Genomic DNA, 26,524 nt, shown 5'->3' with positions numbered 1-26,524 from the left:
AAAGGAAATCAGTGGATGAAGCCGCCCTTGACGAAGCGCACCGGCTCGGCGTCCATGCGGGCGATGAGCGCGCCCAGGCCATCGGGTGGCAGCACGGCGCCTTTCGCCGAGACGGCCGGCGGGCTGTCGCTGCGGCACAGCAGGTCGTCGTCGGACCAGCCGGCCTGCCCCGGCTGGCCGCGCACGCGCAGCCAGCCGTCGCGGTCGGCGATGAGCTGCATGCCCGCGAGCTGGTCGGTGCCCGCGATGAGCGCCAGCGCCTCCCACGCGGCCGGTGAATCGGCCACGCAATCGGCGGTGACGCCCGCCGCCTTCGCCCCGGGCGGCAGCAGCTGCACCGTCACCAGACGCGGGTCTTCGCTGGGCGCGACGGTGCCCGCCACGACGCGCACGCGCTGCCCGCGCCACTGCGCGAGCGACTTGGGCGCCTGCGCGCCGCAGCGCACCGCCATGTCGGGCAGGCCGACGGGCTGCGGCCAGTGGCCCTGCGCGCGCAGGCTCTGGCCCGCGCCCTGCGCCTTCATGTAGTCGATGAGCGCCCAAGCATCGGCCGCGTCGAGCGGGCCGCCGAAGCCAGGCATGGCGGCGGTGCCGTGAAGCACGCGCCAGAGCAGGTCGCCATCGGCGCGGCGCCACAGCAGCGGGCCCGTGAGGTTCGGCGGCCACACGGCCAGCGAGGCGGCCAGCGGCCCTTCGCCCTTGCCGTCGGTGCCGTGGCAGCTCACGCAGTGCTGCGCGTAGAGCACGCGCCCTTGCGCGATCGACGTGGCCGTGAAGCCGGTCGGCGACGCGTGGAAGCTCGCCGGCGTTGCAGGCACGAGCACGACGTTCGCGTGGGGCCAGGGCGCGGCGATCAGCAGCATCGGCACCAGCGCGAGCAGGTACCAGCGCGGGCGCCGCCAGAGCAACGCGATCAACAGCAGCAGCAAAGCAATGCCGACGCACGCCAGCGTCCACGCGAGGCTGCGCGCCTGCCCCAGGTCGATCAGCAGGTTCTCGCCCGACAGCCGGTGCGCCCACGGCCACGCCGGCTGGCCATGCATCTTTTGCACGAGGCCGAGCGCATCGAGCACGCGCAGCAGCTGCAGTTGGGCGTCCTGGAGCAGGTCGATCAGGAAATTGAGCCAGTCGGCTTCCGGCAGAGCGTTCATATCTGTTCAAGGGGCCGCCGCGCACGGCCGCCCGAAGCGGCCGGCCCGCCCCCGGTAGGGGGTTGGCGAAGCGACACGAAGTGCGCGCAGCCTGGGGGCGAGCTACATCTACCAGGTGGCGTCGAGCCCCAGGTGGCGCAGCGCTTCGTGACGGAGTTCTGCCAAACGCGCATGGCCGCGGTGGCGCGGGTACGGCAGGTCGACCACGAGCTCCGCCGCGATGCGCGCCGGCCGGTCGCTCAGCACGATCACGCGGTTGGCGAGGAACAGCGCCTCTTCCACGTCGTGCGTCACCAGCAGCGCCGAGAAGCCCGCGCGCTGCCACAGGTTGACCAGCTCGCTCTGCATCGCGATGCGCGTGAGCGAGTCGAGCTTGCCCAGCGGCTCGTCGAGCACGAGCAGCTGCGGGTCGTTGACCAGCGCGCGCGCCAGCGCCACGCGCTGCGCCATGCCGCCCGAGAGCTGGTGCGGAAAGGCTTTGGCGAAGTCGGTGAGGCCGACGAGCTTCAGCGCCTCGTCGACGCGCCCGCGCTGCGCCTTGAGCACGCCGCGCGCCTGCAGGCCGAGCGCCACGTTGTCCCACACGCTGCGCCAGGGGTAGAGCGTCGGGTCCTGGAAGACGACGATGCGCGACGGGTCGGGCCGCGTGATGGGTGCGCCGTCTTGCGTGATGCGACCGGCGGTGGCGGGCTCCAGCCCGGCCACGAGGCGCAGCAGCGTCGACTTGCCGCAGCCGCTCGGCCCGAGCAGCGCGACGAACTCGCCGGGCTTGACCGTGAGGTCGATGTCGTCGAGCACCTGCAGCGGACCCGCCGGCACATCGAACCAGTGGCTCACACCCTGGATGTCGATCTGCGCGCCGGCCTGGCGCACATGGGGTTCAACGGTGGCTACCATTTGACGGTCCCCTTCTGCCACGACAGCACGCGGTCGCGCACCTTGAACAGCAGCGTGATCAGGCCCGAGCACAGCAGCGCCATGACGATCAGCGCGGCGTACATGTTCGAGTACGAGGCCCAGCCCTGCGCCCACGACAGGTAGAAGCCCAGCCCGGCCTTCACGCCCATCATCTCGGCCGTGACCAGCACCGAGAACGCGGCGCCCAGGCCCATGAACAGCCCCACGAACACCTGCGGCAGCGCGGCGGGAATCGCCACGCGCAGCACCAGGAAGCGCTCGCTCGCGCCCATGGTGCGCGCCACGTCGTAGTAGTTGCGGTTGACCCCCGCCACGCCCGACCACGTCAGCACCGCCACCGGAAAGCCCGTGGCCAGCGCGATGAGGAACACGGCCGCCGCGTAGCTCGACGGAAAGAAGAAGAACGCCAGCGGCAACAGTGCCGAGGCCGGCACCGGCCCCACGAAGCGCAGCACCGGATGCACCCAGTAGCCCGCGATGCGCGACCAGCCGATGGTCACGCCCGTGAGAAAGCCCGCCAGCGCGCCCAGCACGAAGCCGTGGGCGAGCAGCCGCGCCGAATGCGCCAGGCTTTCGCCGAGGCGGCGCCAATCGTCGATGTAGGTTTCGATGAGGCTCTGCGGCGGCGCGAAGAACGGCGTGGGCAGCAGCGCGAGCTTCGCGGTCGCGATCTCCCAAATGGCGAACAGCACCGGCAGCGCGACCAGCCATGGCCCGGTCGGGCGCAGCGTGCGCGCCACGCGGCCTGCGCGCGTGCCGAGCAGCGCCACGAGCAGAAGCGCTGCGCCGATGGCGATGGCGGCGATGCCGAACTCGTCGGTGTAGGCCCAGTCGCTGAAGCCCACGGCCTTGTTGGGCCAGTAGACGGTGAGCCGGCCCAGCGCGATCCAGCCCGCGCTCGCGAGCGCGCCGGTGCGCCAGAAGCCTTCGGCGGGGCGCGCGAACACGGCGGCCGGCGCGGCCTTCTCGATGCCGGGGCGGCGCCAACTGCCCGGCGCCGGTGGCGGTGCCTCGAGCACCCGGTCGATGACGGCGCTCATGCCAACGGATCGAAGGACACGTGCTCCGCGAAGCGCACCGGGTCGGTGGTCTTCTTGAGCACGCCGACGCCGCGGAAGTCGCGCGCGTAGAACTCCACCTCGTCGCGCAGCTTGCGGCCCAGCGGGTGGTGGTTGTGCGTGAGCGTGCCCAGCAGCGCGCGCAGGTCTTCGACCGGCACCTTCGGCGAGTACTTGGCGAAGAGCTTGGCCGACTCGTTCGGGTTCTCGGCCACGTAGTCGGAGGCTTGCGCGATGGCGCGCACCAGCGAGGCGACGGTCGCCTTGTCCTTGCGCACCAGCTCGCCGCGCGCACCGACGATGCAGCAGACCTTGTCCTTGTACTCGCCCGAGAGGTTGCTCGCGAGCTCGACGAAGGTGCCCTGGTTGCGCTTCTCGATGAGGTACACGTTCGGGTCGCCGTCGGCAATGGCGTGGATCTCGCCCTTCTTCACTGCGATGTCGAGCAGGTCGGCCGGGTACTGGCGCCAGGTCACGTCGCGGTCGGCGTCGATGCCGTTCTTGGCCAGCAGGATCGAGAAGAAGTTCTTGCCCGGGCTCGCGATGTCCGACACGCCGATGATCTTGCCCTTGAGGCTGGCCAGGCTGGTGGCGCCCGCGTCCTTGGCGCCCACCAGGCGCACGCAGCCGCCGTGCGAGCTGCCGACGATCTTGACGTCGAAGCCCGATTCGAGCGGCTTGAGCCAGCGGTGGATCATGCCCACGGCCGCGTCGGCCTTGGCGGTGGCGAGCGATTCGAGCAGCTGGTCGGTCGAGCCCGTGTAGTTGATGAGGTCCACCTGCAGGCCGTTGCGCTCGAAGTAGCCGCGCTCCTGCGCCACCACCACGGGCGAGAGGCAGAACGCGGCGGCGTTCCAGGCGAAGGTGAGCTTGCGCGCCTGCTGCGAGAAGGCCTGCGAGGCAATGAGGCCGCCCGAGGCGACCACGGCGGCGGCGGCGCCGGTGCGCAGCACGCTGCGGCGGGAAAGGGATGCGTTCATCGGGGAAAGGCTCCGGGGGTTCGTCGTCATCGTCAAAGCAGGAGTTCGGGCTCGGCCTCGACCAGGCCTTCGTACAGGCTGTCGAAGGAATGGATCGCGCCTTCGGGCCCGCCGATCTGGCCGTGCGTGTGGCGTGCGGTGGCCTCGTCGATCGGCTGCGGCGTGCCGGCGGCTTCGGCCAGCAGCTGCGTGTGGCAGGCGTTGTCCAGCGCGATGTACCACCACGCGGCGGCCTCCACGGTGGGGCCGGCCGTCAGGATGCCGTGGTTCTTGAGAATCGCGCCTTTCTTGTCGCCCAGCGCGCGGGCGATGCGATCGCCCTCGCTGGTGTCGACCACCATGCCGGTGAAGTCGTCGAACAGCGCCACGTCGTCGTGGAACACGCAGGCATCCTGCGTGAGCGTGTCGAGCTTGCGGCCCAGCGTGGACCAGGCCTTGCCGTAGGTCGAGTGCGTGTGGGCGGCGGCCACGATGTTCGGGTTGTGCTCGTGGATCGCGGCGTGGATGGCGAAGGCGGCCTTGTTGAGCGGCCGGTCGCCGACGACCGTTTCGCCCTTCGAATTGACCAGCAGCAGGTCGGACACCCTGATGCGCGAGAAGTGCACGCCCAGCGGGTTGACCCAGAAGTGGTCGGTCAGCTCCGGGTCGCGCGCCGTGATGTGGCCGGCCAGGCCTTGCGCAAAGCCGAAGCGCGCGAACAGGCGGAAGGCGCCCGCCAGGCGCTCCTGCCGGTGACGGCGCTCGGCCTGCACGGTGGGGCGCGGCGGGATGGGGTCGAACCAGTGCTTCTGCTGCGAGTTCGCGTGCAGCTTCAGCGGCTGGGCCGCGTGGCGGTCGATCGAAAGAACGGCGCTCATGGCTCAGGCCGCCTTGCGCTGCGACTGCAGGCGCTGCGCGACGAGTTCGCGCGTGCGCGGAATCAGCGCGCGCCCATAGTCCGTCGCGTCTTCGAGCGGATCGAAGCCGCGGATCAGGAAGGTCGTCACACCGAGGTCGTAGTAGTCGAGCAGCGCATCGGCGACCTGCTCGGGCGTGCCGACCAGCGCGGTGCTGTTGGAGCGCCCGCCGATCTCCTGCGCGACCGCGGTCCACAGGCGCTTGTCCAGGCGCGAGCCCTTCTCGGCTGCGGCCAGCAGGCGCTTGGCGCCTTCGCTCTGCTGCGGCCCGCCGCGGTTGTAGCCCTGCACCACGCGCAGGCGCTTCGTCTCCGCCAGGATGTTCTCGGCGCGCGCCCATGCCGCGTCTTCAGTCTCCGCAAGGATTGGCCGGAACGACACCGAGAAGCGCACGCTGCGCCCATGCTTGGCCGCCTCGGCGCGCACGCGCGTCGTGAGTTCGCGCGCCTGGTCGAGCGACTCGCCCCACAGCGCGTACACGTCGGCGTACTTGCCCGCGACCGGAATCGCCGCCTCCGACGCGCCGCCGAAGTACACGGGCACGTGCGGCTTGCCATGGCGCGTCTGCACCGGCTTCACTTCGGAGAACGCGTTCTGGAAGCGATAGTGCGCGCCTTCGTGGTCGAAGGGCTTCTCGGCCGTCCACACCTTGTGCAGCACCTCGAGGTATTCGTCGGTGCGGGCGTAGCGCTGGTCGTGGTCGAGCCAGTCGCCGTCGCGCCTCTGCTCCTCGTCGGAGCCGCCCGAGATGTAGTGCACGCCGAGCCGCCCGCCGCTGAACTGGTCGAGCGAGGCGAACTGGCGCGCCGCAAGCGTGGGCGCCACGAAGCCCGGGCGGTGAGCGAGCATGAAGTGGATGCGCTCGGTCACCGAGGCCGCATAGGCCACGGTGAGCGTGGCGTCGGGGCTGGTGGAATGGTGCGGCACCAGCACGCGGTCGAAGCCGGCGTTCTCGTGCGCCTGCGCGAAGGCGCGCACGTAGTCGCGGTCGATGGCCGGGCCCTTGGCGGCGTGGATCTCCGAGACCTTCTGGCCCTGGATCATGCCGATGAATTCAACGTCGTTCTGGCTCATGGTGTCCTCGTGGATGCGGATGGAATGAAGGGGTCAGGCAGCGGGCAGCCGCAACAGGTTTTCGAAGCGGCGGTCCCACAGGGGCTTCACGTCGGCCGGGCCGTCGAGCACGCCGATCTTCTGGAAGGTGTCGGCCACGTCCTGGTGGCTGCGCACCACGGCGTCGGTGACGGGGCCCAGGCTGTAGTCGCCGCTGCGGCCGTTGAACAGCTCGACCAGGTCGCCCACGGGCACGCGCGTCTCGGCCGACTGCGCGCGGGCGTAGGCCAGGAAGTTGCCGTTGATCCAGGCGAACGCGCGCTGCAGGCGCTGCAGCAGGTCGCCCAGCGCCGCGCGGCGCAGCGTGTCGTCGAGCGCGCGCGGGTTGGCGTAGATGGGGAAGTTGCCCGACAGGTAGCCCACGCCGGTCTTGAGCGTGCGCGCGCCGTACTGGGTGCGCGCGAGCTGGCCGTTGTAGCCGTAGATGGCCCAGGCATCGAGGTCGCCGCGCGCGAAGGCCGAGAGGCCGTCGGCCGGCGTGAGGCTCACGGGCTGGATGTCGTTGAACGACAGCCCGGCCTCGGCCAGCTGCTTGGCCAGGTAGTAGTGCGAGGTGGTGGCGCGCACGTAGCCCACGCGTTTGCCCTTGAGGTCGGCGATGCTGCGGATGGCCGAGTCCTTGCGCGCCAGCGTGGCCTGGTTGTTGAGGTCTTCGTGCGTCACGGCCACGAGCCGCACGCTCGACTTCTGCCGCGCCGCGAACACCGGCGGAATCTCGCTGCCCGAGCCCAGGTCGAGCGCGTCGCCGTTGATGGCCTCGATGTGCAGCACGCCGTTGTTGAGTTCGCGCCAGTCGATCTTGTAGGGCGTGTCGGCCTGGCCCGAGGCCGTGAGCAGCGGGCGCCACAGGCCCTTGTAGGTGCCCACGCGCAGCGTCACGCCCGACAGGTCGCGCGAGGGCGCGGCGGCCTGCGCCACGCCCGAAGCCGCCACGCCCCATGCGGCGGCGGCCTGCAGCAGACGGCGTCGGTCCAGCGGGAAATCGGGTGTCATGCCTTGTGTTCTTTCTTCTTCACTCACTCACGAGGAGAAGCGAGACCGTACCGAGACGGGCCCCGAAAACGAACGCAGAAAAACGAATTTGGATATGCGCGATGCATCCTTCGCGCGCTGGCAGCGGGCCTTTACCGTGCGGGCACCATGAGTGCACTCCCCTTGCGCCGCGCGCCGGCCGTTCCCGAAACAGACACCCCGCCCTCCGTCGATCCCGCCGTGCTGGCCCGCCTGTCGGCCCAGTTCGCGGCCACGGCGGAAGACCACGACCGCAGCGGCGCCTTTCCGCGCCAGAACTTCGAGGCGCTGCAGGCGCAGGGCCTGATCGGCCTCGTCGCACCTGCCGCATACGGCGGGGGCGGTGCCACGCTGGCCACGGCGCGCCGCGTGATCGCGGCGGTGGCGCGCGGCGAACCCGCCACCGCGCTGATCCTCACCATGACCTACCTGCAGCACCAGGCGCTCGCGCGCCGCGAGAGCCGTTGGCCCGCGCACCTGCGCGAGCGCGTGGCACGCGACGCGGTGGCGCACGGCGCGCTCATCAACGCGCTGCGCGTGGAGCCCGCGCTGGGCTCGCCCGCGCGCGGCGGCCTGCCCGGCACCGTGGCGCGGCGCACGCCCGAGGGCTGGCGCATCGACGGCCACAAGCTCTACACCACCGGCATCGAGGGCCTGTCGTGGCTCGCGGTCTGGGCCCGCACCGACGAGCCCGCACCACGCACCGGCGTGTTCCTGGTGCCGCGCGACGCGCCCGGCATCCGCGTGATCGCGAGCTGGGACCACCTGGGCCTGCGCGCCTCGGGCAGCCACGAGGTGGTGTTCGAAGACGTCGCCATTGCCGCCGACCACGCCGTCGACCTGCGCACGCCCGCCGACTGGGCGCCCGGCGCCGGCAGCCAGACCGACATCGACGCCCATGCAGCGCAGCAGGCCTGGATGGTCGTGCTGCTGGGCAGCCTCTACGACGCCGTGGCGCGCGCCGCGCGCGACTGGCTGGTCGACTTTTTGAACCGGCGCGCGCCCGGCAGCCTCGGTGCGCCGCTGGCCAGCCTGCCGCGCGTGCAGGAGCAGGTGGGCGAGATCGAGGCGCTGCTGCGTACCAACCGCGTGCTGCTCGACGACGCGGCCGCCGCGGTCGACAGCGGCCACACCCCGCACGCGACCGACAGCGGCCTGCTCAAGCACACCGTGACCACGCACGCCATCCGCGTGGTCGAACTGGCGCTGCAGCTGAGCGGCAACCACGGCCTCACGCGCCAGAACCCGCTCGAGCGCCACTACCGCGACGTGCTGTGCAGCCGCATCCACACGCCGCAGAACGACGCGATCCTGGTCGCGGCGGGCCAGCGGGCGCTGCAAGCGTCGGGAGGTGCCGCATGAGCGCGCTGCCAATTTCTCGCCGCGCCTGGCTCGCGCAAGGCGCCGCGCTGTCGCTGGCCGTGGCCGGCCCGTTGCGCGCCCTGGCGCAACCCCAGGCCACGCTGGTGCTCGGCGACCAGGCCGGCGGCCTGCGCTCGCTGTTCGAGGCCTCCAAGGCCCTCGACGACGCGCCCTTTGCCTACCGCTGGGCCAACTTCCAGGGCGCCGCGCCGCTGTTCGAGGCGCAGCGCAGCGCCGCCGTCGACACCGCGATGGCCGGCGACCTGCCGGTGCTCGCGGCGGCCGTCGGCAAGACGCCGCTGAAGATCGTCGCCACGCGCGTGGGCAAGGCCGAGTCGCTGGGCATCGTGGTGCAGCCCGACTCGCCGCTGCGCCGCGTGGCCGACCTGCGCGGCCAGACGGTGGTCGTCTCGTCAGCGCGCGGCAGCATCTCGCAGTACCAGCTCTACGGCGCGCTCGAAGAGGCCGGCGTGCTGCGCGACGAGGTCACGGTGAAGTTCGTGCTGCCCACCGACGCGGCAGCCGCGTTCGCGTCGAAGCAGATCGACGCCTGGGCCATCTTCGACCCCTACTACGCCATCGCGCTGCAGCAGGGCGGGCGCATCCTGCGCGACGGGCGCGGCATCAACACGGCGCTGGGCTTCATCACCGCGAGCGAGCATTCGCTGGCCGATGCGGCAAAGCGTGCGGCCATCGCGCAGTTCCTCGAGCGGCTCGCCCGCGCGGGCGACTGGGCGCTGGCCAACCCCGAGGCCTATGCGCAGGCCTACAGCCAGCTCACGCGGCTGCCGATTGCCTCGGCGCGCCTCATCACGGCGCGCGCCTCGGTGGCGGGACGCCCCGTGAGCGAGGCCGACATCGCCGCGCTGCAAACTGTGGCCGACCGCTCGGCGCGTGACGGTATCCTTCCCACACGCGTGGATGTGCGCGCGATCACCGACACCCAACTCTGGAAACGCCCCGCATGATTGCTCCGCTGCGCGATTTCGTCGGCGCCTTCGGCCGGCTGCTCGACAGCCAGCCCGACGAGCCGCGCATCCTGTCCGAAGGCGGCGCGCTGCTGCGCACGCTGGTGGCGCGCGACGACTGGCTGCCCGACGCCTTCGCCGTGGCCGACCCGACCTACTACCAGCAGTTTTTGCTGCACGCCGACAGCACCGAGCGCTTCTCGGTCGTGAGCTTCGTCTGGGGACCGGGCCAGGCCACGCCGATCCACGACCACACGGTGTGGGGCCTCATCGGCATGCTGCGCGGCGCCGAATACAGCCAGCCCTACGCGCTCGACGCCGACGGCACCGCGCGGCCCCAGGGCGAGTCGGTGCGGCTCGATGCGGGCCATGTCGAGGCCGTGTCACCCACCGTGGGCGACCTGCACCGCGTGCACAACGCGCACGCCGACCGGGTGTCGATCAGCATCCACGTGTACGGCGCCAACATCGGCGCCGTGCGCCGCCACACCTATCCGGCCGAAGGCGGGCGCAAGCCCTTCGTCTCCGGCTACTCCAACACGCTGCTGCCCAACCTGTGGGACCGCTCCGCCGAACTCCGAAACACTGCCGCATGACGACGACAACGACCGCCTCCTTTCCCCTGCTGCCCTTCGCCGCGCTGCGCGAACGGCTGATCGCGCGCGAGGAGACCGCGCTGCTCGACCTGCGCGAGGAAGACCCGTTCGCGCAGGAGCACCCGCTGTGGGCCGCCAACCTGCCGCTGTCGCGCATCGAGATCGAAGCCTGGCGACGCATTCCGCGGCGCGACACCTTCATCGTGCTGTACGGCGCGCACGACGGTGTCGATCTCGCGCCGCTGGCGGCACGCACCTTCGCCGCGCTGGGATACACCAACGTGCACCTGCTCGACGGCGGCCTCGAAGGCTGGCGCGCGGCGGGCGGCGAGTTGTTCCGCGACGTGAACGTGCCGAGCAAGTCCTTCGGCGAACTGGTCGAGCACGAGCGGCACACGCCGTCGCTGTCGGCGCCCGAGGTGAAGGCGCTCATCGACAGCCGCGCCGACGTGGTCGTGCTCGACGCGCGCCGCTTCGACGAATACCAGACCATGAGCATCCCCTCGGCCACCAGCGTGCCGGGCGCGGAACTGGTGCTGCGCGTGCGCGAGCTCGCGCCCGACCCGGCCACGCGCGTGATCGTGAACTGCGCGGGCCGCACGCGCAGCATCATCGGCACGCAGTCGCTCGTGAACGCGGGCATCCCGAACCCGGTCGCGGCGCTGCGCAACGGCACCATCGGCTGGAAGCTCGCGGGCCAGGTGCTCGACCACGGCGCGGGCCGGCAGGCACCGGCCGCGGTGTCGGATGCGAACCGCGCGCAGGCGCAGGCCAACGCACGCCGCGTGGCCGACGCCGCGGGCGTGCGCCGCATCGCGCTCGACGCGCTCGGCACGCTCGAGGCCCCGGGCCGCACCGTGTACCGCTTCGACGTGCGCACGCCCGAGGAATACACCGCCGGTCACCTGCCCGGCTTCGCGAGCGCGCCCGGGGGGCAGCTGGTGCAGGAAACCGATCACCAGGTGCCGGTGCGCGGCGCACGCATCGTGCTGGCCGACGACGACGGCGTGCGCGCGTCGATGAGCGCCTCATGGCTCGCGCAGATGGGCTGGGAGGTGTACGTGCCCGACACGGTGCCGCCAGCCGCTGCGCTCAGCGAAACCGGCACGCCGACGTCGGCCTACCCGCCCGTCGCGGCCACGGTCGCCGAGATCGCACCCCAAGCCTTGGCCGAGTTGCTGAAGCAGCAGCCCGCCACCGCCGTGATCGACGTGACCACGAGCGCCAACTACGTGAAGCGTCACATTCCCGGCGCCTGGTACGCGATCCGCGCGCAGCTGACGCTGGCGCTCGACACCAAAGCCATCCCGTCCGCCCCGCGCTACGTGCTGACCTGCGGCAGCAGCCTGCTCGCACGCTACGCCGCCGCCGACCTGCGCGCCCTGCTCGACGCACGCGGCCAGCGCGACGTGGAAGTGCAGGTGCTCACGGGCGGCAACACCGCCTGGTTCGCCGCCGGGCTGCCGGCCGAGACCGGCGAGACCCGCCTGGCCACGGCCCGCACCGACCGCTACCGCCGGCCCTACGAAGGCACCGACGCGCCCGTCGAGGCCATGCAGGGCTACCTGGACTGGGAGTACGGGCTGGTGGAGCAGTTGGGGCGCGACGGCACGCATCACTTCCGCGTGGCCTGAGCGCGCGCAGCGCAGACGAAAAAAAGCCGGGCATGCCCGGCTTTTTTGCTTTCGCTGTCGCGCAGCCCCGGCTCAACCCGGCTCGGCCGCCTTGAACAGTGCCGCGACCTTGCGCTTGCTCTTGATGTTGCTCGAGATGCCGCGTGCGGGCGCGGCCTTGGCCGACGCTTCCCAGGCCGGTGCGGCTTCGCGCTCGCCGGACTCGTAGGGCTTGTCGAAGAACGGATCGCGCGGCGCGGACGGCGCACGGTGCGGGCGGCCACCACCGCTCATGCTGCGGCGGGTGTCGGCTTCGCGGCGTTCGCGCGGCTGGTCGAGCACGTCGCGTGCGTCGCCGGCTTCGCCTTCTTCACGCCAGTGGCGGCGTCCGTCGTTGATGCGGCCGCGCGGGCGGTCTTCTTCGAACTCGACGGGTTCGAGCTCGATCTTCTTCTTGATCAGCTTCTCGATGTCGGCCACGAGGCGCGCATCGTTGCCGCCGCTGGCGAAGCTCACGGCCAGGCCCGAGGCGCCGGCACGGCCCGTGCGGCCGATGCGGTGCACGTAGTCTTCGGCGTTGAACGGGATGTCGAAGTTGAAGACGGCGGGCACGTCCTTGATGTCGAGGCCGCGGGCCGCGACGTCGGTGCACACCAGCAGGTCGACTTCGCCGGCCTTGAACGAAGCGAGTGCCTTCAGGCGTTCGTCCTGGCTCTTGTCGCCGTGCAGTGCGGTGGTACGCAGACCGTCGCGCTCCAGCGAGCGTGCGAGGCGCGCGCAGCCGAGCTTGCTGTTGACGAACACGAAGGCCTGCGTAATGCCGCGCTGCTTGACGATCTGCTTCAGCGCACGGCGCTTGTCGTCGTCAGAGACGCTGTAGAAGTGCTGTTCGACGGTGGAGGCCGTTTCGTTCGGCCGCGCCACTTCGATGGTGACCGGGTTCTGCAGGTAGCTGCTGGCCAGTCGCTTGATCTCGGGCGAGAAGGTGGCCGAGAACAGCAGCGTGGTGCGCTGCTTGGGCAGGTAGCTCAGGATGCGCTGCAGGTCGGGCAGGAAGCCGATGTCGAGCATGCGGTCGGCCTCGTCGAGCACGACGTATTCGACCTGGTTGAGCACCGCGTTCTTGGCTTCGATGTGATCGAGCAGCCGACCCGGCGTGGCCACGAGCACTTCGACGCCCTTCTTCAGCTCCAGCGTCTGGGGCTTCATGTCGATGCCGCCGAACACGACCGTGCTGCGCAGGTTGGTGTACTTGGCGTACAGCTTGACCTGTTGCGCGACCTGGTCGGCCAGTTCACGCGTGGGCAGCAGCACCAGCGCACGCACCGGATGCCGCGCGGGCGAGGTGGAGGCGTTTTCGTGCTTGAGCATGCGCTGCAGCAAGGGCAGCGAGAACGCCGCCGTCTTGCCGGTGCCGGTCTGCGCGGCGCCCATCACGTCCTGGCCTGAAAGCACGACCGGAATGGCCTGTGCCTGGATGGGCGTCATGGTCTCGTAGCCCATTTCGGCCACGGCGCGGGCCAGCGGTTCTGCCAGCGATAGATTGGAGAAGGACATTGTCATTGAGCCTTCTATTGTCGCACTGCCGCAAAAAACGGCAGTGACAACGAAACGACAACATCCGCGCAGGCCGAATTGCTATTTATTCAATAGCAAAGACCCCAATGAATCCGGGGCTCTCGGGAGACAATCTTTACAGATTGCGCGCGTTGAAGGTGTCGCAGGACTTCATTTCACCCGTCTGGTAGCCCGTGCCGAACCAGCGTTGGCGCTGTGCACTGGAGCCGTGGGTGAAGCTGTCGGGCACCACGGCGCGGCCCGCGGAACGCTGCAGGGCGTCGTCGCCGATCTTCTGCGCGGCGTTCATGGCGGCCTCGATGTCGCCCGGGTCGAGCCACTTCTTCGACTCCTGCGAGTGGTGCGCCCACACGCCCGCGAAGCAGTCGGCCTGCAGCTCGACGCGCACGCTGATGGCGTTGTTCTGCGACTGGCTCAGGCGCCCGCGCATGCCGTCGACCTTGGCGGTGATGCCGAGTTCGTCCTGCACGTGGTGGCCGACCTCGTGCGCGATGACGTACGCCTGCGCGAACTCGCCGGGCGCGCCGAGCTGGTTCTTGAGGGTGTCGTAGAACGCCAGGTCGATGTAGACCTTCTTGTCGCCCGGGCAGTAGAACGGCCCCATGGCCGATTGACCGGTGCCGCAGGCCGTGGGCGTGGCGCCGCGGAACAGCACGAGCCGGGGTGCCTGGTAGTTGCCGCCGTTCTTGCGGAACAGATCGGTCCAGACCACCTCGGTGTTCTTCAGCACGGTGGAGACGAAGGCCGCCTCGCGATCGCCGGTGGGCGGCTTGGGCGCCGGGCCTTGCTGCTGTTGCTGCACCTGGACCGGATCGCCGCCACCGCTGAGCAGGCCCAGCACGGTGAGCGGATTGATGCCGAAGACCCAGCCTGCGATGAGCGCGACCGCGATGGTGCCGATGCCGATGCTGCGACCGCCAAACAGGCCGCCCCCACCACCGCCGCCGCGGCGGTCTTCGACGTTGTCGGATTGTTCGTTGCCTTCCCATCTCATCGCAGTCTCCTTGCCGGCTTGCTGAACGGTGTATTTGCCGGAACGTCGCAGGATGGTACTTGGCCCGGCCGCCCGGAACGTAACCGGCGGTCAGGATGCCTGTATCAGGCTGTCAGGTCTTGGGCAGCGTGACGCCGCGCTGGCCCTGGTACTTGCCGCCACGGTCCTTGTAGCTGGTCTCGCAGACCTCGTCGCTCTCGAAGAACAGCACCTGCGCGCAGCCTTCGCCCGCGTAGATCTTGGCGGGCAGCGGCGTGGTGTTGCTGAACTCCAGCGTCACGTAGCCTTCCCACTCGGGCTCGAACGGGGTCACGTTGACGATGATGCCGCAGCGCGCGTAGGTGCTCTTGCCCAGGCAGATGGTCAGCACGTTGCGCGGGATGCGGAAGTACTCCACGGTGCGCGCCAGCGCGAAGCTGTTGGGCGGAATGATGCAGTAGTCGCCGTGCATGTCGACGAAGCTCTTCTCGTCGAAGTTCTTCGGGTCCACCACCGTGCTGTGGATGTTGGTGAAGACCTTGAACTCGGGCGCGCACCGGATGTCGTAGCCGTAGCTCGAGGTGCCGTAGCTGATGATCTTGTGGCCGTCGTTCTCGCGCACCTGGCCCGGTTCGAAGGGATCGATCATTCCTTCGTTCTCGGCCATGCGCCGGATCCATTTGTCGCTCTTGATGCTCATATGCGCTCGCTGATGCTGCTGCGGGGGAAATCGGGGCCGAATTGTGGCATGGGCGCCCTGCGCGCCCTCCCCCCGCCGGCGCCGCTCAGCCCGCCTGCGAAATCACCGTGCGCTCGACCAGCCGGTCGTCGCCCAGCACGATCATCGCGAACAGCAGCTCTTCGAGGTTGTTGGCCAGCGAGGTCTTGCGCGCCAGCAGCGGCGTGGCGGACGGGTTCAGCACCAGGAAGTCGGCCTCGCAGCCCGGCTGCAGGTTGCCGACCACGCCGTCCAGCCCCAGCGAACGCGCCGCGCCGCCGGTGTGGTGCCACCACAGCCGCGAGGGCGCGATGCTCAGGCCGGTCTTGGTCTGGCCCTCGCGGCCCACGTAGTACGCGGCCAGCATGGTGTGGAAGGGGCTGAAGCTCGTGCCGCCGCCCACGTCGCTGGCCAGGCCGTAAGGTTGCTCGAGGCGGTCGGCCGCGCCGAAGTCGAAGAAGCCGCTGCCCAGGAACAGGTTGCTCGTGGGGCTCACGGCGGCGGCCGTCTTCGTCTCGTGCATGAGCGCACGGTCGGTGTCGTCCAGGTAGATGCAGTGGGCGTACACGGCGCGCTCGCGCAGCAGGCCGAAGTCGGCGTACACGTCGAGGTACGAGCGCGACTTGGGGTACAGCTCGCGCGCCCACTTCACCTCGTCGCGGTTCTCGGCCACGTGCGACTGGATCCAGGTGTCGCCGTACTTCGCGGCCAGCTCGCCGGCGCCGCGCATCTGCGCGTCGGTGCTGGTGGGCGCAAAGCGCGGCGTGATGGCGTAGCCCAGGCGGTCGACGTTGTGCCACTTGCGGATCAGCGCCTCGGTGTCGACCAGGCTCTGCTCGGTGTCGTCGCGCACGCCGTCGGGCGAGTTGCGGTCCTGCAGCACCTTGCCGGTGATCATGCGCAGCTGGCGGCGCTGCGCGCTCTCGAAGAAGGCGTCGACCGAGGCGACGTGCGAGGTCGCGAAGGTCAGCGAGGTGGTCACGCCATTGCGCAGCAGCTCGTCGAAGAACACGTCGGCCACCACGCGCGAGTGGGCGGGGTCGGCGAACTTGCTTTCGGCCGGGAAGGTGTAGTTCTCTAGCCAGGGCAGCAGGCCGGCGGCGGGCGCGCCGATGATGTCGGTCTGCGGGTAATGCACGTGCATGTCCACGAAGCCCGGCGCCAGGATGCGGCCGGGCAGGTGGGTGGTGTGGGCGCCGGCATGGCGCGGCGCCACGTCGGCATGGCTGCCGGCGTCGAGCACGCGCTGGCGGCCGGTGCTGTCGGGGGCGACGACCAGCAGGCCGTCCTCGTCGAAGACAGGCAGGCCGGCGGCGTCGAATCGCAGGAGGGAGGCGCGGTAGGCTTTTTTCATCGTGGATGCGGAGGGTAATCCAGCCCCGGACGGCGGGAATTGCCCTGCGCGTATGAGTGCTATACGCGCAACGCTCTCTTCAGGCGGGGCAAAAGGCCGCGCTCAGCGTGTCACCCGCCCCTGCACGCCCTCGGCCAGCCAGTTCATCTGCAGGATCTGCTCGTCGCTCAGCTGCGCGCCCTTGGCGATCGCGACGCGGCCTTCGTTGTCGCGCACATCGGCCGCCACCGCGCGGAACGGCTGCAGCTTGCCCGCCGCGATGTCCTTCTGCCGCGCCAGCACCTCGTCCTGCACGGCCTTGGGCACCTTCGTGCCGAAGTCGCCGACGCGGATCATTCCTTCCTTCACGCCGCCCCAGAGGTTGCCGCTCTTCCAGGTGCCGTCGAGCACGGCCTTCGCGCGTTGCGTGTAGTAGCCGCCCCACTGGTGCGTGACCGCGACGATCTGCGCGTCGGGCGCGATCTTGCGCATGTCGGAGTGGTAGGCCACGGCCATCTTGCCGCGCTCCTGGGCGGCGGCCATCACGGCGGTGGAGCCGGTGTGGAAGGCGAGCACGTCGGCGTTCTGGTTGAACAGCGCCATCGCCGCGTCGCGCTCCTTCGGCGGATCGAACCACTCGTTGAGCCACACCACGATCACCTTGGCCTTCGGGTTCACCGAGCGCATGCCGAGCGTGAAGGCGTTGATGCCCTGCAGCACCTCGGGAATCGGAAAGCCCGCGACGTAGCCGGCCACGTTCGTCTTCGTCATGCGCCCGGCCGCGATGCCCGCGAGGTAGCGGCCTTCGTAGTAGCGGGCGTTGGCGGTGGCGACGTTGGGCGCGGTCTTGTAGCCGGTGATCGATTCGAACTTCACGCCGGGAAAGTCCTTCGCGACCTTCAGCGTCGGCTCCATGTAGCCGAAGCTGGGCGTGAAGATCAGCTGGCTGCCCTGCTGCGCGAGGTCGCGGATCACGCGCTCGGCGTCGGCGCCCTCGGGCACGTTCTCGACGAAGACGGTGTTCACGCGGGGGCCCAGCGCGGCTTCGACGGCCTTGCGGCCTTCTTCATGCTGGCGCACCCAGCCAGCATCGGTGACCGGCGTGACGTAGACAAAGCCGACCTTCAGCGCATCCTTGGCGGGAGGCGGCTTCGGCGGCGCGGTCTGGGACAGGGCGGGAGATAAAAAGCAAGCGGCTGCCAGCGCCAGAACGGCGCGGCCCGCGAGGTTTTTGTACATGGTGGTCCTCTACATGGCCCCGGAAAAGCAAAACCCCGCAGCAGGCCGGGACGCCCTGCTGCGGGGTTCGGATTTTAATGCCGCAGCCTCCCGTCAGCCATGGCCGCCGCAGAACGCGAGCGCATCCTGCCGCACAGACGCATCGGATGCGGCGGCCAGGAACGCCGCACACTCACTACGATCCGTGCCTCCACATCACACCCTGCCAGCCATGACCCTCAGCATGCATTTCGACTTCACGCCGCTGCCACGAACGCCCGTGCTCGATCCATGCATCGTCGCCAACGCGGCGGGCTACGACCTCTTCACCAACGAGACCGTCACCCTGGCCTTCGGCACGAAATGCGTGATGGTGAAGGCCAAGAACCGCGATCCGATCCCCTTGCCCTACTTCGAGCTGGCCGAGCTCACGATCGAGAACCGCGAAGTCGTGACAACGGGCGAGACCACGCAAGGCCTGGCGGGGCGGGAACACATCTCCGCCACGACGCAACCGACCCTGCAGTGCTTCATTTCCTTCGTCACGCATCTCGGCGAACTGCACCTGTTCTACCGCGGCATGCCGCCGACCGTGCTGCGCATGGCGCTGGCCGAGGCCTTCGCCGTCTGGCGCCAGCACCAGCCGGAATGGCTCGAGAAGCGACGCAAGGTCGTGGACGCCTATGCCGACAGCGAAGGACTGGACGCGCAGACACGCGACGCGCTGAAAGCAAGATTGCTGACGCCGATCGTGCCGCCTGCGTCGGCCGCGCCGCTCTCGTTTCCTTCCGCGGGCTTCCCCACCGACGACATGCCGGCGCCGGACACCTTCGACCCCGCGACCCGCCTCGGCGTGTGCCCCTCGTGCAATGCGGAGATTCCGTACTTCTCCGAGGAATGCCCCCAGTGCCGGGCACTTTTCGGACCGGACTCCGCATGGCAGGTGCGGCCGCTCTGACCGTTCCTGAAATGAAGCCAGGCTGGCGGAGTTCCCGGGGCACATCTTCTTCGTGCACGACCGACGGCCTCACCCGCCGAACGCAGGCGTCATGCCGGTAGCGCGGTGGCACCAACGCCATAGCGCGCCGCCGGCGCCGTGCTGGACAACCTGCCCGACATCGCACGCCGCGCCGCATCGAACGCATCCCACTCGGCCAGATCAGGCAGCGACGGAATCGTGACCTGCTCGCCCTGGTCGAGCCCTGCGAGGGCGGCATCGACCATGTCCTGCGCCGTCATCACGATCTCCTTGGGCAGGTGCGCCATCAGCACGCCCGCGACGCCCCAGAACTCGGTGGCTGTCGCGCCGGGCAGCACCGCCTGCACGCGCACGCCCTTGTCCTTCAGTTCGTGCTGCAGCGACTGGCTCAGCGCCAGCACGAAGGCCTTGGTGCCGCCGTACACGCCGTTGAGCGTCTCGGGCGAGATCGCCACGATGGAGGCGATGTTCACCAGCGTGCCGGCACCACGTTCGACGAAACCGGGCACGGCCGCATAGGTGAGCCGCGTGAGCGCGCTCACGTTGAGCTCGATCATGTCCCCCATCTTGTCGATGTCCGAGCCGAGCAGCGGCGCGGCGGCGCCGAAGCCGGCGTTGTTCACCAGCAGGGTGATGTCGCCGCGGGTGCGCAGCACGGCCTCCACGGAGGCGATGTCCTTCCGGTCGGACAGGTCGGCCGGAAGGACCTCGACCTTGCGCCCGGTCTCGTCCGAGAGCTTCGCGGCCAGCGCGACGAGGCGCTCGCGGTTGCGCGCCACCAGGATCAGGTCGAAGCCGCGCCGCGCGAGACGGTCCGCGTACACGGCGCCGATGCCCGACGACGCGCCGGTGATGAGGGCCGTGCCCTTGTTCGGATTTGCTTGGGTTGCAGTCATGGAGTTTCCTTCGTCGCCACGGGTGTGTGGCCGTGGAGAGAAGTCTCTTCCTGTAAGGCGATGGCGTAAATGTCATATAAGCCACCTTTCAGGACATACGCTGCTCAAGCCGTCGCGGCCTCCCGACGGGCCACGCGGCGCACGCTCTGCGGCGGATGCCCCAGCGTGCGCAGGAAGGCGCGGCGCATGCGCTCGGGGTCGCCGAAGCCCGTTTCGCGCGCGACCACGCCGAGCGCGAGGCTGCCCTCGTCGATCAGCGCGCGCGCCGCCTCCACGCGCAGGTTCTCGACCGCGTGCGCCGGCGACTGCCCGGTCTCGGCCTTGAAGGCGCGGCTGAACTGGCGCGGGCTGAGGTGCGCGACCTCGGCCAGTTCTTCCACCGACAGCGTCTCGCGCAGGTTGGCGCGCGCATGCACCAGCGCCTTCTGGATGCGGTCCGACTTGGGCGCCAGCTCGAGCAGCGCGGAATGCTGCGACTGCCCGCCCGCGCGGCGGTGGTACACGACCAGCTTCCTCGCCGCGAACCGTGCCGCCTCCACGCCGAGGTCTTCTTCCACCAGGGCCAGCACGAGGTCGATGCCCGCCGTCATGCCGGCCGAGGTCCACACCGGCCCGTCGTTGATGAAGATGCGGTCGGGCTGCACCTTGACGGCGGGATGGCGCTTCTGCAGTTCGCCCGCAAAGGACCAGTGCGTGGTCGCCCGGCGTCCGTCGAGCAGGCCCGCGTCCGCCAGCCCGAAGGCGCCGGTGCAGATGCTGGTCACGCGGCGCGCGTTGCGCAGCCCCGCGCGCAGGAAGCGGCACATCTTCTCGGACGTGGGCGCGATGAAGAGCGCGCCGCTCATCACCAGCGTGTCGAATTTCCCCGTGCCGAAGCGCTTGCTGTCGGTGACCACGCCCGACGAGCTGGCCACGGGGCCGCCCTCCTCCGACAGCAGCTCGACCTGGTAGACCTGCTTGCCGGCATGGAGGTTCGCGAGCTCGAAGGCGGCAATGGCAGCGAGGTCGAGGATCTGGAAGCCGGGGAAGACGAGCATGCCGATGCGTTTCATGGCCATGTCCTGAAAAGAGGGTTGTTCGAGATAGCAGACGCAAGGCTAGACCAACCCGTCCCACCGCGCCAGCGGGAGGGATACGGCCCGCGCCCTCCCCGCGCGGCGATGGGTGTCCCCACCAATCGGCAAGCGCCAGCCCGCGCGGGTCGTCCCACAATGGGCGTTCCCCACCATGACCAACCCGACGACAACGACAACAGGCGCCCCTGCAGCCGAACCGGGCGCCCACGCACACTGGCAGCGCAACCTCGCCGTCTGCATGTTCGGCTCCTTCACGACCATCATCGCGATGACGCTGCTGCTGCCCTTCCTGCCGCTGTACGTCGAGCAGCTTGGCGTGAAGGATCACGCGGCCATCGTGCAGTGGTCCGGCGCAGCTTATGGCGCCACCTTCCTGAGCGCGGCGCTGGTCGCGCCGCTGTGGGGCCGGCTGGCCGACCGCTACGGGCGCAAGCCGATGCTGATCCGCGCGAGCCTCGGCATGGCCGTGGCGATGGCGCTGATCGGCCTGGCGGCCAACGTGTGGCAGCTCGTGGGCCTGCGGCTGCTGGCGGGGCTGCTCGGCGGGTACGCCTCGGGCTCGATGGTGCTGGTCGCCACGCAGACGCCCAAGGACCGCACCGGCTGGGCGCTGGGCACGATGTCGTCGGCCATCATGGCGGGCAACCTCGTGGGGCCGCTGGTGGGCGGGGTGCTGCCGCCGCTGGTCGGCATCCGCAACACCTTCTTCGCGGCGGGCGCGATGATCTTCATTGCCTTTCTCGCCACGGCCTTTCTCATCCGTGAAGAGAAGAAGGCGCCTTCCGCATCGAAGCAACGCGGCGCCTCCGACAACACCGGCTGGGCCGCCGTGCCCGACAAGCGCCCGCTGGTCGCGATGCTCTTCACCGGCATGCTGCTGATGCTCGCGAACATGTCGATCGAGCCGATCATCACGGTCTACGTCGCCACGCTGCTGGACGACCCGCAGCGCGTGACGATGATGGCCGGCCTCGTGATGTCGGCCGCCGCACTCGGCAGCATCCTCTCGGCCTCGCGGCTGGGCAAACTGGCCGATCGCGTGGGGCACTGGAACGTGATCGTCGGCTGTCTCGCGGTGTCGGCGCTGCTGCTGATTCCGCAGGCCTTCGTCACGGCAGGCTGGCAGCTGGTGGTGCTGCGCTTCCTGATGGGGCTGTCGCTCGGCGGGCTGCTGCCCTGCATCGCGAGCGTGATCCGCCACAACGTGCCCGAGCGCGTGGCCGGCAACATGCTGGGCTACTCGACGTCGGCGCAGTACGCGGGCCAGGTGGCGGGCCCGCTGCTGGGCGGCTTCGTGGGCGGGCACATCGGCATGCGTGCCGTGTTCCTCGGCACCTGCGTGCTCATGGCCGCAGGCGCCGGGTGGAACTGGCTCGCGCAGCGCGCGGCCTCGTCCACCACGGCGCCCGCTACTCGCTGATTTACTCGCTGACGACGGCGCTGCGGTAGGCCGCGTCGCCCTTGATCTCCGCTTCGGAGAACGGCACCTTCAGCCACTGACCCGCGCTGTAGGCCCGGGTGTAGTCGGCGTTGTGCGCCGAGGCCGGGTCGTCCGACAGCGAGAACGTCAGGAAGGTGTGGGCCTCCACGCCGCCTTCAGGGAAACGCACGATGTGCATGTAGCTGTTGCCGTTCGGGTTGGCGTCCATGGTGTAGCCACCCTTGTCGAGCCGGTTCTCGGAACAGGCGATGGTGAAGTAGCCCGGGCCGCCGCAGCCGCCGTACAGCGGGATCTTCTGGCCGCTGCGGGTGGCGAACAGGTAGTCGCCGCGCGCCGCGTTCTCGGCGAAGCCGCTGGCCTGCACGCGCGCCACGGCGGCGCCGAAGGCCTGCTGCAGCGCGGGGGCGGCGGCGGGCTTCAGGTCACGCGGGGTGCGGACCGGGTCGGCCGGGTTGAAGGGCACGCTGTACAGGTCGGCCGCCGGAATGCGCGAGGCGCGGCTCCAGAACTCGTCCCACACATGCGCACCGCGCGCACCCGCAACGCCGGTGCCGTTCCAGTCCTGCAGCGCGCTGCAGGCTGCAGAGACATCGATGTCGCGGCCGATGGCCTCGCTGGTCAGCGGATCGGTGACGACGTTGATGGTCGACTTCGCGCACACCAGCGGCAGCGCCTGCATCTTGAAGAGTTCGGCCGTCAGCGCACGGCTGTCGAGCACCATGCGCTTCACGGTGTCGGGCGTGGCACCCCGCGCGCCGTGGCTGTCGGTGCCGTCGATGCGGCCTTGCGCGAGCAGGTGGCCCAGGCGCGTGCGGAAGCTCACGGGGTCGGTGCCGGCCGGACCCATGATCTCCGGGAAGCCGGTGAGTGGCGCCTTCGGGTTCGCCAGCCAGTAGCTGTCGTTCATGTTGGCCACGTAATCGTCACGCAGCAGGCTGGGCATGCGGGCGGCGCCCAGCGCGCCCTTTTGCGCCGAGTCGGGGTCGGTCTGCCAGTCGCAGGCGCTGCGCGAGCCGTCGAGCACCGGCACGCGGGCCAGCGCCGGCACGGCCTGCAACGCCGCGCCGACCGGGCTCTTGCTCGAACAGGCCGCCATCTGGGAGGCCGGCACGTTGGGCACCGCGCCGATGTCGGCATACCAGGCCTTGGCGCTGCCCCGACCCACGGCCACGGTGTTGACCCACGGAATGGCCGCCTCTTCGCGCTGGATGGCGATGAACTCGTCGAGCGACTTCGCCTGGCTCCAGCGCAGCCAGTTGCGGAAGGTGCGGAAGTTCTGGTCGTTGATGTCGCGCATCGCGTAGGCCATGGTGGTGGTCCACGGCGGCAGCTTGTCGCTGAGGTACTGCAGGTTGACGATCGGCCCGTACTCGGACTTGTAGAGCGTGCGCGTCACCGGCACCACGCTGCCATCGGCCTGCTTCACCTGCACGGTGATCTCGCGCGCCTGCATCTTCACCGCGCTGCCGTCGCGCATGTAGCTGGTGGCGTCGCCCGAGGCCAGCTGCAGTTCGTAGAAGCCGAAGCGCTTGGCGGTCGAGACCGTGTGGCTCCACGCGATGTTGTCGTTGAAGCCGATCAGCGTCACCGGAATGCCCAGGAACGAAGTGCCGCTCACATTGAGCTTGCCCGGAATGGTGAGCTGCGCCTGGTAGAAGCGGTCGGGCCCGCGCCAGTACCAGTGCGGGTTGCCGAACAGCAGCGGACTCGCGTCGCCGGTGGCGGCGGTGCCGAAGCCGATCATGTTGCTGCCCACGCCCTCTTCGCCGCCGACCTGCAAGGGCACGGCGAGATCGCGCGCGGCGAGCTGCAGCCGCGCCTCCTTCTTCTTGCTGCTGGTGCTGCGTGCCGCGACCTTCGTCGGCGCCGCGGGCACGGGCGGGGTCGCGTTCGCGATGTGCGCCAAGAAGTTGCTGTAGCCGCCCGCCAGGTTGGTCGCGTACATGCGGCGGTAGATGTCCTCGGCGGTGATCGGCTTCACCCAGGCTTCAGTGCGGCAGGCCGCGTGCGCGCTGCCGCCGGCCTTCGCGTCGCGCAGGTAGCGGTTGTAGCCGGCGGCGAAGCCCTCCACCAGCCGCTGCATGTAGTCGGCCTGCGCGCCGATCATCTGCTGCAGCACGTCGGACGAGATGACGTGGCGGTGGAAGAAGTCGGCGTCGATGTTCTTCGGCAGGCCGATGGTGCTGCCGGCCACGAGCTTCGCGTCGGCACCGAAGTACTGCGAGCGCTCGCCGCGGTAGGTGAGGAACGAGTCGGCCATGGTGCACAGGTTGTCCTCGGCCTGCGCGTAGCCGTAGCCGTAGCCCAGGTCGGGCCAGTCGGCGGCCTTGATGTGCGGCACGCCCATCGTGGTGCGGCGGATCTCGGCCTTGTAGGCGTTGTTCTCTGCGGGCGGATTGCCGCCCGTGCCGGGGAAGAAGGGAAAGCTGCTGCTGCCACCGCCTCCGCCGCCACCGCAGGCGGTCAGTGCGACTGCGGCCACGAGCGCAAGCCAGAGTGATCGCGGCGTTGCGCCGCGCAGGAAGGTCCGAGGTCTCATGCTGTCTCCAGTTGGATGGGCGCTCTCTTGACGGAGCACCGCACAGCTTAGGCACGCCGGCGTGCCGGGGCTTGAACGCAGCCGCTGTCCTGCGCCGCGCCCGGAGACCTTCGAAGGCGCCTCAGTGCGCAAGCCCGCGCCCCCACGCGTGCGAGGCCTGCTCGTCGGCCGTCACGCGCACCTGGTTCGACAGGAAGGACGGCGACAGGCCGAAGTAGCGCTGGAAGGTGCGGCTCATGTGCGCCGCGTCGGTGAAGCCGCTGGCCAGCGCCACGTCGGTCAGCGGGCGGCGCCCGGTGAACTGCTGCACCGTGCGGCGCACCTTGGTCCACAGCGCATAGCGCTTGATCGACACGCCCACCTGCTGCGCGAACAGGTGCGTGAGCCGGTCGGGCGAAAGAAAGGCCAGTGCCGACAGCTCGCGCAGCGGGATCTGCCCCGCATGCGTGCGGATGGCCTGCAGCACGCGCTCGATGCGCGGGTCGATGGCGGCTTCGATCTCGGGGCACTCGGTGATCGCGGTGACCAGCCTGGAGCTGAGCAGCTGCAAGCGCCGGTCGGACAGCGCGCCGTGCTGCGCCGGTTCGAAGTCGTCGCGCGCGCGGCCGAAGCGGCGCGCGTCGAGCGGCTGGATGCCGTGGCCGCCCAGGTGCCGCGAGAGCATGCGGTAGGCGCTGGAGGCCGGGTCGAGGTTGAGCGACAGCAGCCCGCAGCCGTCGACATCGAGCCGGCGCGACACGTGCGGCCCCACCAGCGCTGCGGTGCAGCGCACGCGCGTGCCGTCGACCGCCTCCAGCGTGAAGGGATGGCCGCTGACCGACGCCAGCAGCGTGGCCGACGAACGCGCCGTGAGCCCCGACTGGATCGCCGGCGTGATGTAGAGGAACCTGTCGTCCCACAGGTGCAGGGAGTTGTGCCGCGTGGTGGTCATGCCGTCTCGCTTGGGTCTTGTCTCTTGTACTTGTCTCCAGCGGCGGATTCTCACGCATCGCGGCGGCGGCCCGCGCAAGGGCCTGCGCTCAGCGGGGTTGCACGGTCTCGAGCTGCAGATGCTGGCGCACGGCCTCCAGCAGCAGCGTGGCCAGCCGGCTCGCCGGCGCCTCGGCGCGGGCCTGCGCGCGGTACAGCACGAGCGAGATCTGCGGCAGCGCCGGCAGCGAGAGCACCGCGCGATCGAGCGCGCGCACATGCGAAGGCAAGCCGAACGGCGTGCGCACGGTCAGGCCCAGACCGGCCGAGGTCGCGGCCCACAGCGCCGCCAGGCTGGCGCTGCCGAAGGCGCGGCGCCACGGCAGGCCGGCGCGGTCGAGCGCGGTGATGACGATCTCGCGCAGCGGGCACGGGGCGTCGAGCATGATGAGCGGCAGCGGCTCCTTGCTCTTCACGGCGCGAACGCCCGCGCGGTGCTCGCGCTCGGTCCACCAGGGCGCATCGACGCGCTCGGGCGCCGTGGGGCCGATCCACAGCAGCGGCATCCGCGCCACGCGCTCGGCATGCGGCGACAGCGGCTGGTCGCCCGCGTCCCAGGCCAGTGCCAGGTCGAGCTGGCCCAGCTCGAGCCGCTCGCGCAGCTCGCCGCTGCGCGCCACGCAGGCCTCGATGCGCACCTTGGGATGGGCGCGCGCGAAGCGGCCGAGCACGGCCGGCAGCAGCGTCTCGCCGAAGTCTTCCTGCAAGCCCAGCCGCACCCAGCCCTGCAGGTCGGCGCCACGCAGGGCGGCGCTGGCCTCGTCGTTGAGCTCGAGCATGCGGTGCGCGTAGGCCAGCAGCGTCTCGCCCGCATCGGTGAGCGCCAGGCCGCGGCCCTCCTTGCGGAACAGCACGGTGCCGGCCTGCGCCTCCAGCTTCTTGAGCTGTGCGCTCACAGCCGAGGTCGAGCGGCCCAGCTTGTCGGCCGCGCGCGCGTAGCTGCCAAGGGCCATGCCGGTGGAAAAGGTGCGCAGCACGTCGAGATCGAACATCACCTGGGTCATCGCGGGTCCTTGCATGAGGCTTTTCGATCATCCTGAATTTCAGGACGATCCGCTCATTATTTTGTGATTTTCAAAACCTTTGCAGCGGCGGACACTGCGCTGCAACATGACCCAATCGCCCTCCTCCCCCCCGC

The 26,524-nt window shown here is 70.0% G+C and carries 23 protein-coding genes; 6 read left to right on the top strand and 17 right to left on the bottom strand.

Annotated elements, in window-relative coordinates:
* Window positions 1-8 precede the first annotated feature (8 nt).
* From AC3WQR_RS26420 to AC3WQR_RS26390, 7 genes are all read right to left on the bottom strand, one after another.
* Window positions 9-1,151 carry a c-type cytochrome gene (locus tag AC3WQR_RS26420; protein WP_492744740.1) on the bottom strand — a complete coding sequence of 381 codons (1,143 nt, stop codon included), beginning with the start codon at window positions 1,149-1,151 and terminating at the stop codon, window positions 9-11.
* A gap of 108 nt (window positions 1,152-1,259) precedes the next feature.
* Window positions 1,260-2,048 (bottom strand): ABC transporter ATP-binding protein, encoded by a 789-nt coding sequence (locus AC3WQR_RS26415; RefSeq protein WP_492686017.1) that lies wholly within the window; start codon window positions 2,046-2,048, stop codon window positions 1,260-1,262.
* Window positions 2,042-3,109 carry an ABC transporter permease gene (locus AC3WQR_RS26410; RefSeq protein ID WP_492744738.1) on the bottom strand — a complete coding sequence of 356 codons (1,068 nt, stop codon included), beginning with the start codon at window positions 3,107-3,109 and terminating at the stop codon, window positions 2,042-2,044. The genes AC3WQR_RS26415 and AC3WQR_RS26410 overlap by 7 nt, the downstream gene beginning before the upstream one ends.
* Window positions 3,106-4,107 (bottom strand): ABC transporter substrate-binding protein, encoded by a 1,002-nt coding sequence (locus tag AC3WQR_RS26405; RefSeq protein ID WP_062482528.1) that lies wholly within the window; start codon window positions 4,105-4,107, stop codon window positions 3,106-3,108. The genes AC3WQR_RS26410 and AC3WQR_RS26405 overlap by 4 nt, the downstream gene beginning before the upstream one ends.
* A 32-nt stretch (window positions 4,108-4,139) precedes the next feature.
* Window positions 4,140-4,964 (bottom strand): class II aldolase/adducin family protein, encoded by an 825-nt coding sequence (locus AC3WQR_RS26400; RefSeq protein ID WP_492744736.1) that lies wholly within the window; start codon window positions 4,962-4,964, stop codon window positions 4,140-4,142.
* 3 nt (window positions 4,965-4,967) lie between these two features.
* Window positions 4,968-6,077: an LLM class flavin-dependent oxidoreductase gene (locus tag AC3WQR_RS26395; RefSeq protein WP_492744734.1), complete on the bottom strand. Its 1,110-nt coding sequence runs from the start codon at window positions 6,075-6,077 to the stop codon at window positions 4,968-4,970.
* 33 nt (window positions 6,078-6,110) lie between these two features.
* Window positions 6,111-7,109, bottom strand: coding sequence for an ABC transporter substrate-binding protein (locus AC3WQR_RS26390; protein WP_492744732.1), 999 nt, complete (start codon window positions 7,107-7,109; stop codon window positions 6,111-6,113).
* Between the two features lie 147 nt (window positions 7,110-7,256).
* On the opposite strand from AC3WQR_RS26390, the gene AC3WQR_RS26385 reads away from it, so the two are divergent.
* The 4 genes from AC3WQR_RS26385 to AC3WQR_RS26370 are packed head-to-tail and all read left to right on the top strand — an operon-like array spanning window position 7,257 to window position 11,687.
* Complete coding sequence (locus AC3WQR_RS26385; protein WP_492744729.1) at window positions 7,257-8,489, top strand: acyl-CoA dehydrogenase family protein; 1,233 nt, start codon at window positions 7,257-7,259, stop codon at window positions 8,487-8,489.
* Window positions 8,486-9,457: an ABC transporter substrate-binding protein gene (locus tag AC3WQR_RS26380; RefSeq protein ID WP_492744727.1), complete on the top strand. Its 972-nt coding sequence runs from the start codon at window positions 8,486-8,488 to the stop codon at window positions 9,455-9,457. The genes AC3WQR_RS26385 and AC3WQR_RS26380 overlap by 4 nt, the downstream gene beginning before the upstream one ends.
* The gene (locus AC3WQR_RS26375; RefSeq protein ID WP_492744725.1) at window positions 9,454-10,053 is read left to right on the top strand and encodes a cysteine dioxygenase family protein; all 600 of its coding nucleotides are present in this window, start codon (window positions 9,454-9,456) and stop codon (window positions 10,051-10,053) included. Before AC3WQR_RS26380 ends, AC3WQR_RS26375 begins: the two co-directional genes overlap by 4 nt.
* Entirely contained in the window at window positions 10,050-11,687 is a 1,638-nt protein-coding gene (locus AC3WQR_RS26370; RefSeq protein WP_492744723.1) for a rhodanese-related sulfurtransferase, read from the top strand. The genes AC3WQR_RS26375 and AC3WQR_RS26370 overlap by 4 nt, the downstream gene beginning before the upstream one ends.
* 72 nt (window positions 11,688-11,759) lie before the next feature.
* Here AC3WQR_RS26370 and AC3WQR_RS26365 read toward each other — a convergent pair whose 3' ends face one another.
* The 5 genes from AC3WQR_RS26365 to AC3WQR_RS26345 form a co-directional block, all read right to left on the bottom strand.
* Window positions 11,760-13,229: a DEAD/DEAH box helicase gene (locus tag AC3WQR_RS26365; RefSeq protein ID WP_062477554.1), complete on the bottom strand. Its 1,470-nt coding sequence runs from the start codon at window positions 13,227-13,229 to the stop codon at window positions 11,760-11,762.
* Window positions 13,230-13,359: 130 nt separating this feature from the next.
* On the bottom strand, window positions 13,360-14,238 hold the full coding sequence (gene ypfJ / locus AC3WQR_RS26360) for a KPN_02809 family neutral zinc metallopeptidase (protein WP_492744721.1): 879 nt from the start codon (window positions 14,236-14,238) through the stop codon (window positions 13,360-13,362).
* Between the two features lie 112 nt (window positions 14,239-14,350).
* Window positions 14,351-14,917, bottom strand: a complete 567-nt coding sequence (dcd, locus tag AC3WQR_RS26355; RefSeq protein WP_062477547.1) for a dCTP deaminase — start codon at window positions 14,915-14,917, stop codon at window positions 14,351-14,353.
* An 85-nt stretch (window positions 14,918-15,002) separates the two neighbouring features.
* A complete protein-coding gene (guaD, locus tag AC3WQR_RS26350) occupies window positions 15,003-16,289 on the bottom strand; it encodes a guanine deaminase (RefSeq protein WP_492744719.1) in 1,287 nt (428 codons plus the stop codon).
* 102 nt (window positions 16,290-16,391) lie between these two features.
* The gene (locus tag AC3WQR_RS26345) at window positions 16,392-17,507 is read right to left on the bottom strand and encodes a BMP family ABC transporter substrate-binding protein (protein ID WP_492744717.1); all 1,116 of its coding nucleotides are present in this window, start codon (window positions 17,505-17,507) and stop codon (window positions 16,392-16,394) included.
* Window positions 17,508-17,718: 211 nt separating this feature from the next.
* On the opposite strand from AC3WQR_RS26345, the gene AC3WQR_RS26340 reads away from it, so the two are divergent.
* On the top strand, window positions 17,719-18,444 hold the full coding sequence (locus tag AC3WQR_RS26340) for a hypothetical protein (protein WP_492744715.1): 726 nt from the start codon (window positions 17,719-17,721) through the stop codon (window positions 18,442-18,444).
* 89 nt (window positions 18,445-18,533) lie between these two features.
* Here AC3WQR_RS26340 and AC3WQR_RS26335 read toward each other — a convergent pair whose 3' ends face one another.
* Together AC3WQR_RS26335 and AC3WQR_RS26330 are read right to left on the bottom strand one after the other, a co-directional pair.
* Window positions 18,534-19,361, bottom strand: a complete 828-nt coding sequence (locus AC3WQR_RS26335) for an SDR family NAD(P)-dependent oxidoreductase (protein WP_492744713.1) — start codon at window positions 19,359-19,361, stop codon at window positions 18,534-18,536.
* A 104-nt stretch (window positions 19,362-19,465) separates the two neighbouring features.
* Complete coding sequence (locus AC3WQR_RS26330) at window positions 19,466-20,413, bottom strand: GlxA family transcriptional regulator (RefSeq protein WP_492744711.1); 948 nt, start codon at window positions 20,411-20,413, stop codon at window positions 19,466-19,468.
* 175 nt (window positions 20,414-20,588) lie between these two features.
* Between AC3WQR_RS26330 and AC3WQR_RS26325 the strand changes: the two genes are divergently transcribed.
* Window positions 20,589-21,857: an MFS transporter gene (locus tag AC3WQR_RS26325; protein ID WP_492744709.1), complete on the top strand. Its 1,269-nt coding sequence runs from the start codon at window positions 20,589-20,591 to the stop codon at window positions 21,855-21,857.
* Window position 21,858: 1 nt separating this feature from the next.
* On the opposite strand, the gene AC3WQR_RS26320 is transcribed toward AC3WQR_RS26325, so the two are convergent.
* The 3 genes from AC3WQR_RS26320 to AC3WQR_RS26310 form a co-directional block, all read right to left on the bottom strand.
* On the bottom strand, window positions 21,859-24,417 hold the full coding sequence (locus tag AC3WQR_RS26320; RefSeq protein ID WP_492744707.1) for a penicillin acylase family protein: 2,559 nt from the start codon (window positions 24,415-24,417) through the stop codon (window positions 21,859-21,861).
* A gap of 121 nt (window positions 24,418-24,538) precedes the next feature.
* Window positions 24,539-25,348, bottom strand: coding sequence for a helix-turn-helix domain-containing protein (locus AC3WQR_RS26315; protein ID WP_492744704.1), 810 nt, complete (start codon window positions 25,346-25,348; stop codon window positions 24,539-24,541).
* Between the two features lie 88 nt (window positions 25,349-25,436).
* The gene (locus AC3WQR_RS26310) at window positions 25,437-26,390 is read right to left on the bottom strand and encodes a LysR substrate-binding domain-containing protein (RefSeq protein WP_492744702.1); all 954 of its coding nucleotides are present in this window, start codon (window positions 26,388-26,390) and stop codon (window positions 25,437-25,439) included.
* Window positions 26,391-26,524 lie beyond the last annotated feature (134 nt).

Source organism: Variovorax sp. FW305-3-2-15-B-LB1 (assembly GCF_058787635.1).
This window is presented reverse-complemented; position numbering and strand designations above follow the sequence as displayed.

What these genes read in the sequence shown, in the direction of transcription:
- AC3WQR_RS26335 (WP_492744713.1), bottom strand. Translation starts at nt 19,361, where the DNA reads ATGACTGCAACCCAAGCAAATCCGAACAAGGGCACGGCCCTCATCACC.
- AC3WQR_RS26400 (WP_492744736.1), bottom strand. Translation starts at nt 4,964, where the DNA reads ATGAGCGCCGTTCTTTCGATCGACCGCCACGCGGCCCAGCCGCTGAAG.
- AC3WQR_RS26380 (WP_492744727.1), top strand. Translation starts at nt 8,486, where the DNA reads ATGAGCGCGCTGCCAATTTCTCGCCGCGCCTGGCTCGCGCAAGGCGCC.
- AC3WQR_RS26330 (WP_492744711.1), bottom strand. Translation starts at nt 20,413, where the DNA reads ATGAAACGCATCGGCATGCTCGTCTTCCCCGGCTTCCAGATCCTCGAC.
- AC3WQR_RS26415 (WP_492686017.1), bottom strand. Translation starts at nt 2,048, where the DNA reads ATGGTAGCCACCGTTGAACCCCATGTGCGCCAGGCCGGCGCGCAGATC.
- AC3WQR_RS26365 (WP_062477554.1), bottom strand. Translation starts at nt 13,229, where the DNA reads ATGACAATGTCCTTCTCCAATCTATCGCTGGCAGAACCGCTGGCCCGC.
- AC3WQR_RS26325 (WP_492744709.1), top strand. Translation starts at nt 20,589, where the DNA reads ATGACCAACCCGACGACAACGACAACAGGCGCCCCTGCAGCCGAACCG.
- AC3WQR_RS26345 (WP_492744717.1), bottom strand. Translation starts at nt 17,507, where the DNA reads ATGTACAAAAACCTCGCGGGCCGCGCCGTTCTGGCGCTGGCAGCCGCT.
- AC3WQR_RS26420 (WP_492744740.1), bottom strand. Translation starts at nt 1,151, where the DNA reads ATGAACGCTCTGCCGGAAGCCGACTGGCTCAATTTCCTGATCGACCTG.
- AC3WQR_RS26385 (WP_492744729.1), top strand. Translation starts at nt 7,257, where the DNA reads ATGAGTGCACTCCCCTTGCGCCGCGCGCCGGCCGTTCCCGAAACAGAC.
- AC3WQR_RS26375 (WP_492744725.1), top strand. Translation starts at nt 9,454, where the DNA reads ATGATTGCTCCGCTGCGCGATTTCGTCGGCGCCTTCGGCCGGCTGCTC.
- guaD (WP_492744719.1), bottom strand. Translation starts at nt 16,289, where the DNA reads ATGAAAAAAGCCTACCGCGCCTCCCTCCTGCGATTCGACGCCGCCGGC.
- dcd (WP_062477547.1), bottom strand. Translation starts at nt 14,917, where the DNA reads ATGAGCATCAAGAGCGACAAATGGATCCGGCGCATGGCCGAGAACGAA.
- AC3WQR_RS26320 (WP_492744707.1), bottom strand. Translation starts at nt 24,417, where the DNA reads ATGAGACCTCGGACCTTCCTGCGCGGCGCAACGCCGCGATCACTCTGG.
- AC3WQR_RS26340 (WP_492744715.1), top strand. Translation starts at nt 17,719, where the DNA reads ATGACCCTCAGCATGCATTTCGACTTCACGCCGCTGCCACGAACGCCC.
- AC3WQR_RS26315 (WP_492744704.1), bottom strand. Translation starts at nt 25,348, where the DNA reads ATGACCACCACGCGGCACAACTCCCTGCACCTGTGGGACGACAGGTTC.
- AC3WQR_RS26370 (WP_492744723.1), top strand. Translation starts at nt 10,050, where the DNA reads ATGACGACGACAACGACCGCCTCCTTTCCCCTGCTGCCCTTCGCCGCG.
- ypfJ (WP_492744721.1), bottom strand. Translation starts at nt 14,238, where the DNA reads ATGAGATGGGAAGGCAACGAACAATCCGACAACGTCGAAGACCGCCGC.
- AC3WQR_RS26390 (WP_492744732.1), bottom strand. Translation starts at nt 7,109, where the DNA reads ATGACACCCGATTTCCCGCTGGACCGACGCCGTCTGCTGCAGGCCGCC.
- AC3WQR_RS26310 (WP_492744702.1), bottom strand. Translation starts at nt 26,390, where the DNA reads ATGACCCAGGTGATGTTCGATCTCGACGTGCTGCGCACCTTTTCCACC.
- AC3WQR_RS26395 (WP_492744734.1), bottom strand. Translation starts at nt 6,077, where the DNA reads ATGAGCCAGAACGACGTTGAATTCATCGGCATGATCCAGGGCCAGAAG.
- AC3WQR_RS26410 (WP_492744738.1), bottom strand. Translation starts at nt 3,109, where the DNA reads ATGAGCGCCGTCATCGACCGGGTGCTCGAGGCACCGCCACCGGCGCCG.
- AC3WQR_RS26405 (WP_062482528.1), bottom strand. Translation starts at nt 4,107, where the DNA reads ATGAACGCATCCCTTTCCCGCCGCAGCGTGCTGCGCACCGGCGCCGCC.